The organism is Leisingera daeponensis (genome assembly GCF_019801465.1).
In the GTDB taxonomy this organism is placed as follows: domain Bacteria; phylum Pseudomonadota; class Alphaproteobacteria; order Rhodobacterales; family Rhodobacteraceae; genus Leisingera; species Leisingera daeponensis_A.
On sequence record NZ_JAHVJA010000010.1, the window covers coordinates 39,122 to 54,235 of the forward strand.

The 15,114-nt window shown below is 67.4% G+C and carries 17 protein-coding genes; 11 read left to right on the plus strand and 6 right to left on the minus strand.

All coding sequences use genetic code 11. The features are described from left to right. The first annotated feature begins 163 nt into the window (after nt 1-163). The 3 genes from KUV26_RS18180 (at nt 164) to KUV26_RS18190 (ending at nt 2,819) form a co-directional block, all read left to right on the plus strand. Nucleotides 164-523: a hypothetical protein gene (locus KUV26_RS18180; protein WP_222504757.1), complete on the plus strand. Its 360-nt coding sequence runs from the start codon at nt 164-166 to the stop codon at nt 521-523. 84 nt (nt 524-607) lie between these two features. After that, nucleotides 608-1,990 carry a leucyl aminopeptidase family protein gene (locus KUV26_RS18185; RefSeq protein WP_222509429.1) on the plus strand — a complete coding sequence of 461 codons (1,383 nt, stop codon included), beginning with the start codon at nt 608-610 and terminating at the stop codon, nt 1,988-1,990. Nucleotides 1,991-1,994: 4 nt separating this feature from the next. Continuing rightward, on the plus strand, nt 1,995-2,819 hold the full coding sequence (locus tag KUV26_RS18190; protein ID WP_222504653.1) for a C40 family peptidase: 825 nt from the start codon (nt 1,995-1,997) through the stop codon (nt 2,817-2,819). Between the two features lie 93 nt (nt 2,820-2,912). Here the strand turns inward: KUV26_RS18190 and KUV26_RS18195 are convergent, their stop codons facing one another. The 3 genes from KUV26_RS18195 to KUV26_RS18205 form a co-directional block, all read right to left on the minus strand. Next, nucleotides 2,913-3,257: a DUF2794 domain-containing protein gene (locus tag KUV26_RS18195; RefSeq protein ID WP_222504654.1), complete on the minus strand. Its 345-nt coding sequence runs from the start codon at nt 3,255-3,257 to the stop codon at nt 2,913-2,915. 127 nt (nt 3,258-3,384) lie between these two features. After that, nucleotides 3,385-4,074 (minus strand): ArsR/SmtB family transcription factor, encoded by a 690-nt coding sequence (locus tag KUV26_RS18200; protein WP_222504655.1) that lies wholly within the window; start codon nt 4,072-4,074, stop codon nt 3,385-3,387. Between the two features lie 76 nt (nt 4,075-4,150). Beyond that, nucleotides 4,151-5,824, minus strand: coding sequence for a Y-family DNA polymerase (locus KUV26_RS18205; RefSeq protein WP_222509430.1), 1,674 nt, complete (start codon nt 5,822-5,824; stop codon nt 4,151-4,153). A 112-nt stretch (nt 5,825-5,936) separates the two neighbouring features. On the opposite strand from KUV26_RS18205, the gene KUV26_RS18210 reads away from it, so the two are divergent. Then, on the plus strand, nt 5,937-6,413 hold the full coding sequence (locus KUV26_RS18210) for a c-type cytochrome (RefSeq protein WP_261399977.1): 477 nt from the start codon (nt 5,937-5,939) through the stop codon (nt 6,411-6,413). A 12-nt stretch (nt 6,414-6,425) separates the two neighbouring features. Here the strand turns inward: KUV26_RS18210 and KUV26_RS18215 are convergent, their stop codons facing one another. Further along, nucleotides 6,426-7,043, minus strand: coding sequence for a TetR/AcrR family transcriptional regulator (locus tag KUV26_RS18215; protein ID WP_222504658.1), 618 nt, complete (start codon nt 7,041-7,043; stop codon nt 6,426-6,428). Between the two features lie 138 nt (nt 7,044-7,181). Here KUV26_RS18215 and mbfA point away from each other — a divergent pair, with 138 nt between their 5' ends. Both mbfA and KUV26_RS18225 read left to right on the plus strand, forming a co-directional pair. Beyond that, nucleotides 7,182-8,156: an iron exporter MbfA gene (mbfA, locus tag KUV26_RS18220; RefSeq protein ID WP_222509432.1), complete on the plus strand. Its 975-nt coding sequence runs from the start codon at nt 7,182-7,184 to the stop codon at nt 8,154-8,156. A 277-nt stretch (nt 8,157-8,433) separates the two neighbouring features. Continuing rightward, nucleotides 8,434-9,357 carry an AEC family transporter gene (locus KUV26_RS18225; protein ID WP_222504660.1) on the plus strand — a complete coding sequence of 308 codons (924 nt, stop codon included), beginning with the start codon at nt 8,434-8,436 and terminating at the stop codon, nt 9,355-9,357. A gap of 9 nt (nt 9,358-9,366) precedes the next feature. Here KUV26_RS18225 and KUV26_RS18230 read toward each other — a convergent pair whose 3' ends face one another. Then, nucleotides 9,367-9,708: a cupin domain-containing protein gene (locus KUV26_RS18230; protein ID WP_222509433.1), complete on the minus strand. Its 342-nt coding sequence runs from the start codon at nt 9,706-9,708 to the stop codon at nt 9,367-9,369. 228 nt (nt 9,709-9,936) lie between these two features. On the opposite strand from KUV26_RS18230, the gene fghA reads away from it, so the two are divergent. Genes fghA through KUV26_RS18245 form a run of 3 tightly spaced genes read left to right on the plus strand, consistent with a single transcriptional unit; the run spans nt 9,937 to nt 12,758 of the window. Continuing rightward, nucleotides 9,937-10,770: an S-formylglutathione hydrolase gene (fghA, locus tag KUV26_RS18235; protein WP_222509434.1), complete on the plus strand. Its 834-nt coding sequence runs from the start codon at nt 9,937-9,939 to the stop codon at nt 10,768-10,770. Nucleotides 10,771-10,788: 18 nt separating this feature from the next. Continuing rightward, nucleotides 10,789-12,303 (plus strand): Si-specific NAD(P)(+) transhydrogenase, encoded by a 1,515-nt coding sequence (gene sthA / locus KUV26_RS18240; protein WP_222509435.1) that lies wholly within the window; start codon nt 10,789-10,791, stop codon nt 12,301-12,303. Further along, a complete protein-coding gene (locus KUV26_RS18245) occupies nt 12,300-12,758 on the plus strand; it encodes a YaiI/YqxD family protein (protein WP_222509436.1) in 459 nt (152 codons plus the stop codon). The genes sthA and KUV26_RS18245 overlap by 4 nt, the downstream gene beginning before the upstream one ends. Here the strand turns inward: KUV26_RS18245 and KUV26_RS18250 are convergent. Then, nucleotides 12,755-13,093 carry an NIPSNAP family protein gene (locus KUV26_RS18250; protein WP_222509437.1) on the minus strand — a complete coding sequence of 113 codons (339 nt, stop codon included), beginning with the start codon at nt 13,091-13,093 and terminating at the stop codon, nt 12,755-12,757. The two genes, KUV26_RS18245 and KUV26_RS18250, sit on opposite strands and share 4 nt — an antisense overlap. A gap of 416 nt (nt 13,094-13,509) precedes the next feature. Here KUV26_RS18250 and KUV26_RS18255 point away from each other — a divergent pair, with 416 nt between their 5' ends. Continuing rightward, a complete protein-coding gene (locus tag KUV26_RS18255; protein ID WP_222509438.1) occupies nt 13,510-14,472 on the plus strand; it encodes a DMT family transporter in 963 nt (320 codons plus the stop codon). 5 nt (nt 14,473-14,477) lie between these two features. Then, nucleotides 14,478-15,098 (plus strand): HAD family hydrolase, encoded by a 621-nt coding sequence (locus KUV26_RS18260; protein WP_222504667.1) that lies wholly within the window; start codon nt 14,478-14,480, stop codon nt 15,096-15,098. Nucleotides 15,099-15,114: the final 16 nt, after the last annotated feature.

The window sequence follows — 15,114 nt, forward strand, 5'->3', positions numbered from 1 at the left end:
ATTCGTTGCGCGTTGACGGCCGTATTACCCTGCATTGTCCCTAAATTCGAGAGATTTGATCTTCCCGCGGAAACCTTTTGAAAACTTATGGCTTTCAAATTGGCAGACGTGCCGTGGGGGTACGAAGAATTGGGTGATTGTGGTGGCCAATATATTGACAGTGATGCACTCCGAGACAGTGCGATTAGATCCAGACAAGCTGTCCGCGCTGTATGAGCAGCTCGGCGAAGCCGGTGCCGAGGACGTCGTGTGCCGGGCGATTGAGGAAATGGCGGTCCGCCTGACGCATTGCGAGCGCCTGTGGCGGCAGAACGATATGGTGAACCTGCGCAAAAGCGCCCGGTCGCTGATTGCAATGGCCGAGCAGATCGGCATGACCGCGCTGGCAACCATTTCCAGGGACGTGACCGAAGCGATCGATGCCGAGGACGCGCCGGCGGTTGCCGCCATCCTGTTCCGCCTGATGCGGGTGGGCGAGCGCTCTCTGACCGCGGTCTGGGACCAGCAGGACATGACGATCTGACATTTGAGCAGCCCGCAGGGCTTGCAGGCCGCGCGGCGGCGGCTACTCTGGCGCACCAGAAGTGATTGCAACCGGAGTATTTCGATGCCGCCAGTCTTTGCCGCACCCGGCCCTGACGCCTGCCCTGTGCATGTTATCGCAAGCGACTCATTCGACAGCTGGCTCCCGGGCCAGCCGCAGCGCGTTCAGGTCTGGGCAAAGGCGCAGGGCTTCACCGGCGCCTGCGGCCAGGCCCTGACGGTGCCGGACGCGGACGGCAGAATCGCAATGGCCCTGGCGGGCTACGGCAGCGCCGCCCAGCGCGCGCGGCGCCGCTTCGTGCTGGCCGAAGCCGCGCAGAAACTGCCCGCGGGGACCTACCGCATCGCCTCCGGCCTGCCCGCCGAAGACGCCGCCAGCGAATCCCTTGGCTGGCTGCTCGCCGCCTACCGGTTCGACCGCTACAAGGATGCCAACGGCGTCACCGCCGCGCTGCAGGCGCCTGAAGAGGTGGATGCCGCCGCCGTGGAATCGCTGGCTGCCGCCGAATGCCTGACCCGCGACCTCATCAACACCCCCGCCGCCGACATGGGCCCGGCAGAGCTTCAGGCCGCAGCCGAATCCCTGGCCCGGGAATTCGGCGCCGAAGCCTCGGTGATCCTGGGCGCGGACCTGCTGGAGCAGAATTTCCCGCTGATCCACACCGTCGGCCGCGCCTCGGACCGCGCGCCGCGGCTGATTGACCTGCGCTGGGGCAACTCCGGCCCCAGGCTGACACTGGTGGGCAAGGGTGTCTGTTTTGACACCGGCGGGCTGAACATCAAGCCCGGCAACAGCATGGCGCTGATGAAAAAGGATATGGGCGGTGCAGCCAATGTGCTGGGACTCGCCCGCATGGTCATGGCCGCCGGGCTGAAGCTGCAGCTGCGGGTGCTGATCCCCGCGGTGGAAAATGCCGTCTCCGGCGCCGCCTTCCGCCCCGGCGATGTGCTGATGTCGCGCAAGGGGCTGACGGTGGAGAACAACAACACCGACGCCGAGGGCCGCCTGGTGCTGGCCGACGCCCTGGCGCTGGCGGCGGAGGACGCGCCGGACCTGCTGATCTCCATGGCCACCCTCACCGGCGCAGCGCGGGTCGCCGTCGGCCCCGACCTGTCGCCCTTCTATACCGATCACGACGGCGACGCCGCCGCGCTTGCGGCCAGCGCCGCCCGCACCGCCGACCCGGTCTGGCGGATGCCCTTCCACGACCCTTACGAGACGATGATCGAACCCGGCATCGCCGACCTCGACAACGCGCCGGCGGGCGGTTTTGCCGGCTCGATCACTGCCGCCCTGTTCCTGCGCCGCTTCGCCGGAGAGACCCGCTACATGCATTTCGACATCTACGGCTGGACCCCCAGCGACGCGCCCGGCCGCTCCAAGGGCGGCGCCCTGCAGGGCGCCCGCGCGCTGTTTGCCGCCCTGCCGGACATGCTGGAGCTGTGATCTGATGCCAGACCGCCGCCGCACCCCGGTGAACGACCGTATCGCCGCCGCCCATCTGGACGATGCGCCCGAAGACCTTGAGCGTGCGGACGGCAGCGCCGCCCGCATCGGCGTGCCAGTTGCAGATCTCCTGCGCGCCCCGGACGGGTTCCGCGACCGCCAGCTTGTCTACGGCGAGCCGGTCACGGTCTACGAGGACCGCGAAGGCTGGGCGTTTCTGCAGGCGGCCAAGGATTCCTACGTCGGCTACCTGCCCAGCAGCGCCCTGACCACACCCTTTGAAGCCACCCACTGGGTCAGCGCCCCGGCCACCCACGCCTATTCCGCCGACGACTTCAAATCGCCGGAATCCCATGCCCTCAGCCACGGCAGCCGGGTGGAGGTCCTGGGCGGCAGCGGCCGGTTCCTTGAAACCACCCTCGGCTTCATCCCCGCCCGCCACCTGTCGCCGCTGGGGGCCCATGCGGATGATCCGGTGGCAGTGGCGGAACTGTTCCTCGGCACCCCTTACCTGTGGGGCGGCAACAGCCGCTTCGGCATCGACTGCTCCGGCCTGGTGCAGGCGGCGCTGCTGGCCTGCGGCACCGCCTGCCCCGGCGACAGCGACATGCAGGAGGCGGAGCTGGGACAGGATGCCCCCGCCGGAGACTACCAGCGCGGCGACCTGCTGTTCTGGAAGGGCCATGTTGCCATGGTGCGGGATTCGGGCACCCTGATTCACGCCAATGCCCACGACATGGCAGTGGCGGTTGAGCCCATCGCTGCGGCAATCGAACGGATCGCGGCGCAGGGCGACGGCCCGGTCACCGCGCACAAGCGGCTGGCGTAACGCGGCCCCGATGCCGCGGGAAATAATCTTGATAAGATTTTTGACCGGAGTTTTGTGAAAATTCCGGTCCCCGCTCCGCCGCAGCCCTCGCGGCTACTCCACGGAGCGGATCAGCTTGCGCTCCAGCACCCTCAGCACGGTCTTCAGATCCGTCCCGCGCTTCAGGATATGCCCGTCCATGCCGACCACCGAATACTGCCCCTGCCGGTTGCGCAGCTTGGGGCGCTTTTCGATGCGGTAGAGCGGATGCTCTGCCGTGCGCCGGAAGACGGAGAATACTGCCAGATCGCGCAAGGAGGATATCCCGTAATCGCGCCATTCCCCGGCGGCCACCATGCGGCCGTACAATGTCATAATGACCGACAGTTCCCGCCGGTCAAATGCGACTTGCTGAGGATAGGAAGATCCGGGAAAAGGCTGCACCTGATCAAAGCTCATAGATAAAAGGTTGCGCCGTTTCCGCGGCAAATCAAGGCTTTTAACGGTCGAATTTTCGTGTGGTGCAGTATCCGCACAGGTGCGGAACGCGTGTTTCCGCCTGTATCAGAGCCTGTTTCGGCCCTGTTCAGGCCGCCGCCAGCGCGCCGCATCGCAGGTCCAGGATCTGCTCCAGCGCCGCCCGCCCCGGCGCGCTCAGCAGCAGCCCGCGCTTGTGCTTGCGCCGTTTGACCCAGCCGCTCGCCAGCGTGTGATCCAGGATCTGCCGCCCCATTGGTCCGGCCACATGCAGCTTGCGCTCGGTCCAGTCCAGGCAGGGCCGGGCAAAGGGCTGGCGGCCGGTCTTTTCCGGCAGCACCACCCCCAGCTTCAGCCACTCCCCGGCCGGCACCGCGCGGAAGGCGCCCTGCTCCTCCACCAGCATGCCGCGGTCCAGGAAGGCGCGGGTCATCGCCACCGCCAGCGGCCCCGCCAGATGGTCGTAACAGCTGCGCAGCTGCGCCAGCCCGCCCGCCTTGCGCTGCTGGGCGCGGTGCAGGCTGTCTGCGGGCGCAATCGCCGCCAGCTGCTCCAGCGCATGGGCCACCTCGGCCCCCGCCAGCCGGTGGTAGACGCAGCGGCCGCGCTTTTCGGCCACCACCAGCCCGGCATCCTGCAGCAGCCGCAGATGGGCAGAGGCGGTCTGCGGCGTCACCCCGGCAGCCGCTGCCAGCTCCTTGTTGGTATAGGCGCGGCCCTCCATCAGCTCGCACAGCATCTGCGTGCGGCTGGCGTCGCTGATGGCCTGGCCCAGAATGTCAAACCGCGGTGTGATCATGGTCCTACCCTACGCGGTTCCTGCAGCCCGGCCCAAGCAAAACCCTTCGCCGCGCGCCGAACTGTTCCGCTCCGTCTCACTCAAACGACCCGTGGCAGAACCAGCCCGGCGACAGCGCGCCGCCATGGGCAAAGAACAGCCACAGCCGCGTGCCGCACTCCGTCGCCACCACCCAGTAATCGCGCACGCCGCTGCGCCACTCCGGGTCCTCCAGCCACCATTCCGGCGCAATCCGCTCCGGCCCCTCCGCCTCTGCCAGCGCCCAGTCGCGGCCGCGCCAGCGGAACTGCTGCGGCACCTGCGGCACATCCGGCGCATGCACCAGCTCGGGCCGCCACAGCAGCAGCGGCCGCGGCCGCGGCGGCAGCGGCCAGTCGCCGGCGGCAGGCTCCGACCAGGCCGCCGCCTGCACGGTGAAGGTCTTCTCCGGGATATGGCTCTCTGCCGGGTGGTAGCGGGTGATCGCCTCCAGCCCCAGCCGCGCGCCCAGGCGGCCAATCAGATCCTCCAGCGCGGCGCCATCCTCCTGCCGCGCCCGCGCCGCGGCCCCCGCTTCGGCATGGCCGGCGGGCGTGCGGGCGTGGATGGCCTCCGCCTGCAGCACCTCCAGCCGCAGCATGTCGATGCCGTAGCCAGCATCGATCTGCTCCAGCTTCATTTCCAGCAGCGGCCGGATGCGGGCGGGCTCGCGGCTGGCCCGGGCCAGGCCCAGCGTCACCATCTCCATTTCCTGATCGCAGCGGTGCGCCTCCAGCCGCAGGACCCGCGCGCCCTTGCCGCGCGCCTCCAGCCGGGCACACAGCCGCGGCAGCATCCGGTCGATCCCGGCCAGCAGATCCTCCATCAGCCCGATCGGCTCCGGCAGGGTCAGCCGCACCGCAAAATGGTCCGGGCTGCGTGCGGGCGAGACCGGCTCCGGCGCGCTGCCAATCGCCTGGTCCAGCCGCAGCACCAGCCCCTGGCCGAAGCGGCGCGCCAGGCTGGCCCGCGGCTGACCCAAGAGATCGCCGACCCGCCGCAGCCCCAGCCGGTTCAGCTGCGCCACCGTGGCGCTGTCCAGCCGCAAGGCCGCCACCGGCAAGGGCGCCAGCGCGCCATAGGCCTGGCCCGGTTCCGCAATCCGGCCCAGCTGCGGCACCACCGCCTGCAGCTGCGGCGCCGCGCCGCCCCGGATCCAATGGCGCCGCTTGACGCTCTGGCGTTTCTGCGCCCGCGCACGGGTCGCGCGCGCCTCCTGGTCGATGGCATCGCCCGACCGTTCCGGCGCCGCTTCCTCGCCTGCGTAGCGCGCCAGCGCCCAGGCCGCGCCCAGGGTGTCGGCCAGCCCCATCCGCACGCTCAGGCCCATCTCCGCGCAATCCTGCCCCGCCGTCTCCATCAGCGCCGCCTCGCTGCCGAACAGATGCGCGCAGCCGGTGAGGTCGATGGTCAGCCCGTCCTCCCCGGCCTCTGCCACCCAGGGGCTGAACTTGCCCGCCCAGCGCCTGAGCGCCGCCAGGAACGCCATCTCCGCCGCCCGGCTGCGCGGCCGCACCACCAGGCCCGCGCACATCGCATGGGCATCGCGCAAGGGCTGGCCAACCTGCAGCCCTTCTGCCGAGGCGGCCATGTTTAACGCGGAAATAACCTGGGTGTTGGACACTTCCTCGGCAACGGCCAGCGGCCCGGCAATGCCGCCGCGCTCCGCCCGCAAAATGCGTTCGGCGCCAAGGCGCGGAAACCACAGCGATAGAATGCGGCGATGGGGCATGGGCAGATCGGGCAGCAAGGGCCGCCAGGCGGCAGGTTACAGGAGACTCACGGCAGATGTTCCCATTTTGTTCTCAATATGCGATTCGGTCAATCCGCATGAGCACTGCGCCATGACCCTGCGCCTGCTCAAACCTCTTGCCTGTCTTGCCCTGCTTGCAGCCCTGGCCGCCGGCCCCTCGGCCCCGGTCACGGCAGACAGCGGCCTCAGCAAGCATGTGACCCGCCGCATGGCCCTGATGACCGGGCAGAAGGCGGCGATGGACGTGCTCACCGGCATGATGGCCGGGCGCGTCATCTTCGACCGGGACAAGGCCCGCAGCGCCCGGCGGCAGCTGATCAAATCCACCGGCAGCATCCGCAAGCATTTCAGGAAACCGCAGCTGGACCCGCGCTCCAACGCCCGGCCCCTGATCTGGAACGCCTGGGAGGATTTCAAGACCCGCGCCGGCACTGCCCAAGCCGCGGCCAGGAACCTCAACACCCGGTCCCTGCCCGGGCTGCGCCGCACCCTCCCCGGCCTGATGCAAAGCTGCCTCAGCTGTCACGAGACCTACCGCGACACGCCGAACGGCTTTACCACGCACTAGGGGCGGGCAGGCTCAGGCGCCGAAGCGCGCCATGAAGGTGTCGATGGCGCCGCTGATCACCCGCTCGCGTTCCTGTTCGCTGAACTCGGTATCGATCTTGAACAGGAACCGCAGGAAAATATCCGCCTTGCACAGCTCGATGAACTGCGCCGCGGCCAGATCGGCGTCTTCGATCTTCAGTTCTCCCCGCGCCGCCGCGGCTTCCATATAGGCCTGGATCTCCCCGTGCAGCACCATCGGCCCGCTCTCATAGAACATCGGCCCCAGATCCGGGAACCGGTCGGCTTCGGCCACGAAGATGCGGAACAGCTGCAGGCTGAAGCCGCCCAGCAGCACCCCGTGCACCCGCTCCGCCGCCGCCCGCAGCACGTCCCGCGGCCCGCAGCTGCCGGGCGTCAATTCCAGCGATTCATCCGCCTGCTGCACGCAGGCCGACCGCACCACTTCCATGAACAGCACCCGCTTGTCGGGGAAATAGCTGTAGAGCGTCGCCTTGGAAACGCCCGCCGCCTTGGCGATCTTGTCAACGCTCGCGCCTTCGAACCCGTCCGCCAGGAACACGTCGCGCGCGCCTTCCAGGACCTGGTCGAATTTCCGGCCGGTGCGCAGGACGCTGGCTTGCTGGTTCATGCGGGCTCCGTTGGCTGGCATCAGGTTCTGGCCCTATTGTAGCCTGCGCCGCTGCATTGCAACAGCTTAACCCGTGCCGTCTTGCGCTCCACCGCGGAACCGCTATGTTTAGAATTATTCTAAATCGAGGGGCAGAAGATGCGTTTTTTCACCCAGCGCAAGCACTTCAGGGATTTGTCGGAGCAGGAAATCCTCGCCCTCGCGATCTCCTCCGAGGAGGATGATGCGCGCATCTACCGCGGTTATGCCGCACGGCTGCGCGCCGAATTTCCCGCGTCTGCAGCGATGTTTGACGGCATGGCTGCGGAGGAAGACGATCACCGCGCCCAGCTGATCGCCCTGCACGAGACGCGCTTCGGCCCGGCGATCCCGCTGATCCGGCGCGAGCACGTGGCCGGATATTACGCCCGCCGCCCCGTCTGGCTGATGGAAAACCTCAGCCTGGACCGCATCCGCGACGAGGCCCGCGCGATGGAGCACGGCGCCGAACGCTTCTACAGCGCCGCCGCCGCCCGCACCCGCGATGCGGCCACCCGCAAGCTACTGGGCGACCTGGCCGCTGCCGAGGCAGGCCACCAGGCCCGCGCCGGCGAGCTGCAGGAGGCGCATCTGGACGACGGCACCCGCGCGGACGAGGACCGCACCGCCCACCGCCAGTTCATTCTGACCTGGGTGCAGCCGGGGCTGGCCGGGCTGATGGACGGCTCGGTCTCCACCCTGGCGCCGATCTTCGCCACCGCCTTTGCCACCCAGGACACCTGGACCACCTTCCTGGTCGGCATGGCAGCTTCGGTCGGGGCAGGCATTTCGATGGGCTTCACCGAAGCCGCCTCCGACGACGGCGAACTCTCGGGCCGCGGCTCCCCCGTCAAACGCGGGCTGGCCTCCGGCATCATGACCACCGTCGGCGGCCTCGGCCACGCCCTGCCCTACCTGATCCCGGAATTCTGGACCGCCACCACCCTGGCGCTGCTGATCGTCTTCGTGGAGCTCTGGGCCATCGCCTGGATCCAAAACAGGTTCATGGAGACCCCGTTCTGGCGCGCCACGATGCAGGTGGTGCTCGGCGGTGCGCTGGTGCTCGGCGCCGGCATGCTGATCGGGAGCGGTTAGACGCGCTGCGGGTTGCTCCGCTTGGCCAAGACAGGGTCAAGGGCAGCACAGCCGCCGCGCGCCAGAGCGGTCTACCCTTGAGGCTGTCTTGGACGATATCACAATTGACCAGGCGCTCTCAGCAGAACCCCTTGCCCTGTGCGCAGCACGGGGCCACGCCCAACTGCGAAGGGCATTCTTCGAATGACCCTGAACAGGCGGGGGCACACCCCTGCCCGTCCCAAGCCTGCCCGAAAACAGCCCTTGTCAATTGGTCAGTTCTTGTTACCAATTCCCCATGGCTGACATCTTCTTCCGCACCCTGCCCTTCTTCGCAATCATCGGCCTCGGCTACTGGGCCGGGCGCAGCCGCTTCTTCACTGAGGAAGCGACCGCCTATCTCACCCGCTTCGTCTTCTACTTCCCCCTGTCGGCGATGATCTTCGGCTTTGCCGCCAACCTGTCCTTTGCCGAGGTGTTCGATCCCACCCTGATCCTGGGCTATCTGGCAGGCACCCTGGCGGTCTACCTGCTGGTGACAGCCGTCGCCATGATCCGCGGCCTGGACGTGCCCACCGCAGCGGTGGAGGCGCAATGCGCCGCAATCGGCAATGTCGGCTTCCTGGGCCTGCCGATGATGGCCATCCTGTTCGGCCCCGCCTCCGCGGCGCCGATGATGGTGGTGCTCAGCGTTGACCTGGTGGTGTTCTCCTCGCTGATCGTGATCCTGATCAACGCGGGCCGCGGCCAGGGCCTGGGGCTGGCGACGCTGAAACTTGTCGGCCTGGGCCTGCTGAAGAACCCGATGATCCTGTCCATCGTCGCGGGGCTTGGCTGGTCGGCCTCGGCGCTGCCGATCCCGGAGCCCGCAAATGATTTCCTCACCATCCTCGGCGGCGCCGCCACCCCCGGCGCACTGTTTGCCATCGGCGCCTCGCTGGCGTCGAAATCGGCGGAACGGGTGCAGGTCGCGGGCTGGCTCAGCCTTGCCAAGCTGGTGCTGCATCCCGCCTGCGTCGCCGTCGCGGTGCTGTGGCTGATCCCGGCGGCACCGTTCCCCGCCGCCGTGGCCATCGCCGCCGCGTCCCTGCCGGTGGCGGGCAATGTCTACATGCTGGCGCAGCATTACGGCGTGGCCCCGCACCGGGCTTCCGCCGCCATCTTCATCTCCACGGTGGTGTCGATCGTCACCGTGCCGGCGGTGATCGCCTGGGTCTCCTGATCCGGCCTATCAGAGCCGGATCACGTAATCCTTGCGGGTGGTCTCGATCACCTCCCAGGTGCCGCTGAAGCCGGGCCGCAGGATGAAACTGTCGCCTGCCGCCAGCGGATATTCCGTGCCGTCATCACTGGTGATGACAGAGCGCCCCTCCAGAATCCGGCAGTATTCCCACTCTTCATAGGAAATCCGCCATTTGCCCGGCGTCGACTGCCAGATGCCGCAATACAGCCCGTCGCGCTCCTCCGCGTTCCAGGTGGTGAACACCGGATCGCCCGCGATCACCTTCGCCGGCGCCGGGCGCTCCACCTCCGCCTCCGCGGCCTCCGGTGTCAGTCTCAGAAAATCGCCCATGGCCCTTTGCCTCCCTCTTGCCTTGGCGGCGGACTGTCCCGGTTTTCACCGCCGCTGTCCAGCAGCCTCCTGCGCAAATGCGGCAGCCGCCGCCCGCCCAAAGCCCCGGATGTTTGCGAAATCGCAAGCCTTGTGCCGCAAAAACCGGCATTGCTGCCGCCCATCCGCTGGACCCTGAGGCCGTCAGCAGGTAGCGGTAGGGCTAACAGATTTTGAGGAGCCTCACCCATGGAAACCGTTTCCGAGAACCGCGCCTTTGGCGGCACCCAGGGCGTCTACAAACACGCCAGCACCGCCACCGGCGGCGACATGACCTTTGGCCTGTTCCTGCCGGAAGAGGCCAAGGACGGCCCGGTGCCGGTGCTGTGGTACCTGTCCGGTCTCACCTGCACCCATGAAAACGCCATGACCAAGGCGGGCGCCCAGGCCTGGTGCGCCGAGCAGGGCATCGCCATCGTCTTTCCCGACACCTCGCCCCGCGGCGAAGGCGTTGCGGACGATGACGCCTATGACCTGGGCCAGGGCGCGGGCTTCTACGTGAACGCAACACAACAGCCTTGGGCGCCGCACTTCCGCATGTGGGACTATGTGGCTGAGGAACTGCCCGCACTGCTGGGCGAGAACTTCGCCATCGACCTGGACCGCCAGGCGATCACCGGGCATTCGATGGGCGGCCACGGCGCGCTGACGCTGGCGATGAACCTGCCGGGCCGCTACAAATCGGTTTCCGCCTTTGCGCCGATCTCCAACCCGACAGCGTCGGACTGGGGCCGCAAGCAGCTGAGCGCCTATCTGGGCGATGACGAGGCTGCATGGGTCAAGCATGACGCCACCCTCATGATGCGGGAGAAAGGGTTCGACGGCCCGATCCTGATCGACACCGGCACCTCCGACCAGTTCATCGACCTCCTGAAGCCGGAGGCGCTGGCCCAGGCTGCGGCTGAACGCCGCCAGCAGGCCACCCTGCGGATGCAGCCGGGCTATGACCACAGCTATTTCTTCGTGTCGACGTTCATGGAGGAGCATGTCTCCTTCCATGCCGACGCGCTGTACCAGAACTAAGAAACAAAGGACGCGGCCATGAGTGACGAATTTGATTATGACCTGATCATCATCGGTTCCGGCCCCTCGGGCCGCGCCGCCGCCATCCAGGCGGGCAAACTGCACCGCCGGGTGCTGGTGATCGACCGCAAGGACCGCCTCGGCGGGGTGTCGGTGCACACCGGCACCATCCCGTCGAAGACCCTGCGCGAAACCGTGCTGAACCTCTCCGGCTGGCGCGAACGGTCGTTCTACGGCCGCTCCTACCGCGTCAAGGACCAGATCGAAGCGAACGACCTGAAGGCGCGCCTGCACATGACCCTCGATTACGAGGTCGACGTGCTGGAGCACCAGTTCAACCGCAACCACGTGGATACCCTGCTGGGCCTGGCGAAATTCATCGGCCCGAATGAGGTCGAGGTGGCCACCGAGGCCGGCGAGACCACCCGGCTGACGGCTGAGAAATTCCTGATCTCCACCGGCACCCGCACCTACCGCCCGGATTACGTGCCCTTCAACGGCAGGACCGTGGTGGACGGCGACGAGTTCCTGGAGATGGCAGAGATCCCGCGCTCCCTCACCGTGATCGGCGCCGGCGTGATCGGGGTGGAATACGCCACCATGTTCTCCGCCCTCGACGTCCGCGTTACCCTGATCGAGCCGCGCGAGACCTTTCTCGACTTCATCGACAAGACCCTGATCCAGGAATTCACCCACCAGATCCGCGAGAACGGCGTCGACCTGCGGCTCGGCTCCGCTGTCGAAAGCATCGAGGACCGCGGCGAGCATGTCGAGGTGATCCTCGACAACGGCCGCCACGTGCGCTCCGAAATGCTGCTGTTTGCGGCCGGCCGCATGGGCGCCACCGCCTCGCTGAACCTCGAGGCCACCGGCCTCGAGACCGACCACCGCGGCCGCCTGTCGGTGGACCGCAAGACCTACCAGACCGCGGTGCCGCATATCTACGCCGCCGGCGATGTGATCGGCCACCCGTCGCTGGCCTCCACCTCGCTGCAGCAGGGCCGGGTTGCCGCCTGCCACGCGCTGGAAACCCCGACCCTGCCGGAAAGCCCCTGGTACCCCTATGGCATCTACTCGGTGCCGGAAATGTCCACCTGCGGCATGTCCGAGGAAGAGCTGAAGGAGCGCGGCATCCCTTACGAGGTCGGCGTCGCCCGCTTCCGCGAAACCTCGCGCGGCCACATCATGGGGCTGGAGCACGGCATGCTTAAGATGCTGTTCTCGCTGAAAACCCGCCGGGTGCTGGGCGTGCAGATCGTCGGTGAAGGCGCAACCGAGCTCATTCACATCGCGCAGGCGGTGCTGAACCTCAAGGGCACGGTGGACTACTTCGTGCAGAACACCTTCAACTACCCGACCCTGGCTGAAGCGTACAAGATCGCCGGTCTCGACGCCTTTAACCGGATGCCGATCCCGGAAGAGTTCAAGGTGAAGAAGCCCGCCCGCAAGGCCAAGCCCGCCCCCAAGGTCGAAACCAAACCCGAGGCCAAGGCGGAGAAAGCCCCCGCAGCGGACAAGAAGGCTGCAGAGTGACCGCCCTTTACATCGACGCTGACGCCTGCCCGGTGAAGCAGGAGGCCGAGCGGGTCGCCACCCGCCACGGCCTGCGCATGTTCGTGGTCTCCAACGGCGGCCTGCGCCCCTCGCAGAACCCGCTGGTGGAAAATGTGATCGTGGCCGAGGGCGCCGATGTGGCCGACATGTGGATCGCGGACCGCTGCGGCCCCGGCGATGTGGTGGTGACGGGCGACATCCCGCTCGCCGCCAAATGCATCGAAGCCGGCGCCCGGGTGCTGCGCCACAACGGCGAGCCTTTCACTGAAGCCAACATCGGCCAGCAGCTGGCCATGCGCGACCTGATGGCCGACCTGCGCGCCGCCAACCCGCTGGGCATGCAAGGCGGCGGCAAGGGCTTCACCAAGGCCGACCGCTCCCGCTTCCTCGACGCGCTGGAGCGCGAGCTGCGCGCGGCCAAGGCGGGCAGCTAAGCCATCGCGGCTTTCAAGGGCGCAATATCCCCTTCCAGGACCGGGCGCAGGAAGGTCCGGTCATAACGCCGGACAATGCCGTTCTCCCAGGCGAACCGGAACGCGGCGAGGCAATCCGCATCCTCGAAGCTTTTCGCGCGGTAGTCCTCATAGGCGGCAAGCGAGGGGAAGGAAAACAGCGCCACCGCCAGATCATTGGCGCTTTCATGCGGCAGGAAATAGCCGTGATGGGTGCCGCCGAACCGCTCAACCAGCGGGATCCAGGCCTTGGCGTAAACCTCAAAGGCCTCGAGCTTGTCCGGGTGAATTTCGTAAGTGATGTAGCAGGTGATCATCGCCGCCTCTTTTGCAGGTTCGCTGCCGACCCTAGGCGCCGGCACCCGCCATGCCCAATGACTTTGCGTGATCCCCCTGTTCGCAAACGCAAATGCCCGGGCCAAACAGGCCTGATCCCGGGGCAAGACTCCGCGCCCGCGGACCGTGCTTGAGCACGGCGTGACCTTGGCGCGGGATCAGGCGCTCCCACACTCGGGCAGGCGCGTTCAGGGGCAGGGCTCCGCCCGTCCGGGCCTGAACCGCTTCTCAGCAAAAAATCCAACCTCTCCCCTGCCCACCGAAACTCGCGATCTGCACAGCGGATATCCGCCCGGACCTTTGCCCGGAAAAATTGCATTTTTCCGCCCCCGCCCCATTGCCCGCCTGAGCCAAATCCGCCACTGATCAGGGGGCAGGAAACAAGCGGGGCAACGGCATGTCGGCAGAGGTGAAGATCAGCGTCCCCGGCCTGTTTGCCGCGGCCGGCGCAGGCATCGCCTTCTCCGTCATCGACATGATCTTCAAGTTCCTCTCGGGCGACTACCCGCTGTATGAAATGGTGCTGTTCCGCTCCGTCGTCGCGGTTGCGGTGATGCTCGCCATCATCATGCCGCTGGAGGGCGGCTACCACCTGCTGCGCACCCACCAGCCGAAACTGCACCTGCTGCGCTGCCTGGTGGTGTTCTTTGCCAATATCTGCTTCTTCACCGGCCTCACCCTGCTGCCGCTGGCCGAGGCGGTGGCGATCGCCTTTGCCACACCGCTGATCGTCACCACCCTGTCGGCGCTGTTCCTGGGCGAACGCCCCGGCCCCTGGCGCTGGGGCGCGGTGATGGCCGGTTTCCTCGGCGTGCTGATCATCATGCGCCCCGGCGCCGACAGCTTCCAGCCCGCTGCCATCCTGCCGTTCCTCGGCGCCTGCGGCTATGCCACGCTGCATGTGCTGACCCGGCACGCGGGCGGTTCCGAGGCCGGCGCCACGCTGGCCTTCTACCCGATGATGGGCTTCCTGGTTCTCAGCGCCCTGGCCGGGCTGATCTTCGGCGACGGCCGTTTTGCCACCGGCGGCAGCCCCGCCCTCGACTTCCTGCTGCGCGCCTGGATCTGGCCCGCGCCGAAAGACTGGCCGTATCTGATCGGCGTCGGCATCGCGGGCTCGGCCGGCGGCTATCTGGTCAGCCAGGCCTACCGCATGAACGAGGCGGCGCTGGCGGCCCCATTTGAGTACATCGCGATGCCGATGTCGGTCCTCTGGGGCGTGCTGATCTTCAATGAATGGCCGGACCTGCAGGTCTGGCTCGGCAGCGCCCTGATCATTGCCTCCGGCCTGGTCTCGGTCTGGCGCGAGACCCGCCGCAACCGCCCCGCCCCGCGGCCCCGCCCGCGCGCAGAAGGATGAATCCTATGACCATTGACGCCGTCGTCTTCGACATTGGCCGCGTGCTGATCGAGTGGGAGCCGGAGCGCTTCTACGACAGCCGCATCGGCGCGGCCCGCCGCCAGCAGCTGTTCGAACAGGTGCCGCTGCACGAGATGAACCTGAACGTCGACCGCGGCCACCCCTTCCGCGAAACCGTCTATGCCCTGGCAGAGCAGCACCCGGAGTGGCGCGAGGAAATCCGCTGGTGGCACGACTGCTGGCTGCAGATGGTGCCGTGCGGCATTCCCCGCTCCGTCCGGCTGATGCAGGCCCTGCAGGCCAAGGGCACACCGGTCTTCGCCCTCAGCAACTTCGGCACCGAGACGTTCGAGATTGCCTGCGAAGCCTACCCGGCCCTGCGTGGCTTCGACCGCACATTTGTCTCCGCGCATCTGAAATGCATCAAGCCAGAGCCGGAGATCTATGCCATTCTCGAACGCGAAACCGGGGTGGCGCCGCAGCATCTGCTGTTCACCGACGACCGCCCCGAAAACATCGAGGCCGCGGCCGCGCGCGGCTGGCAGACCCACCTGTTCACCGCCCCTGCGCCGTTCGCGGCGCGGCTGGTGCAGGCGGGGCTGCTGACAGAACAAGAAGCCGCCTGAGACGGCACACGGAAAA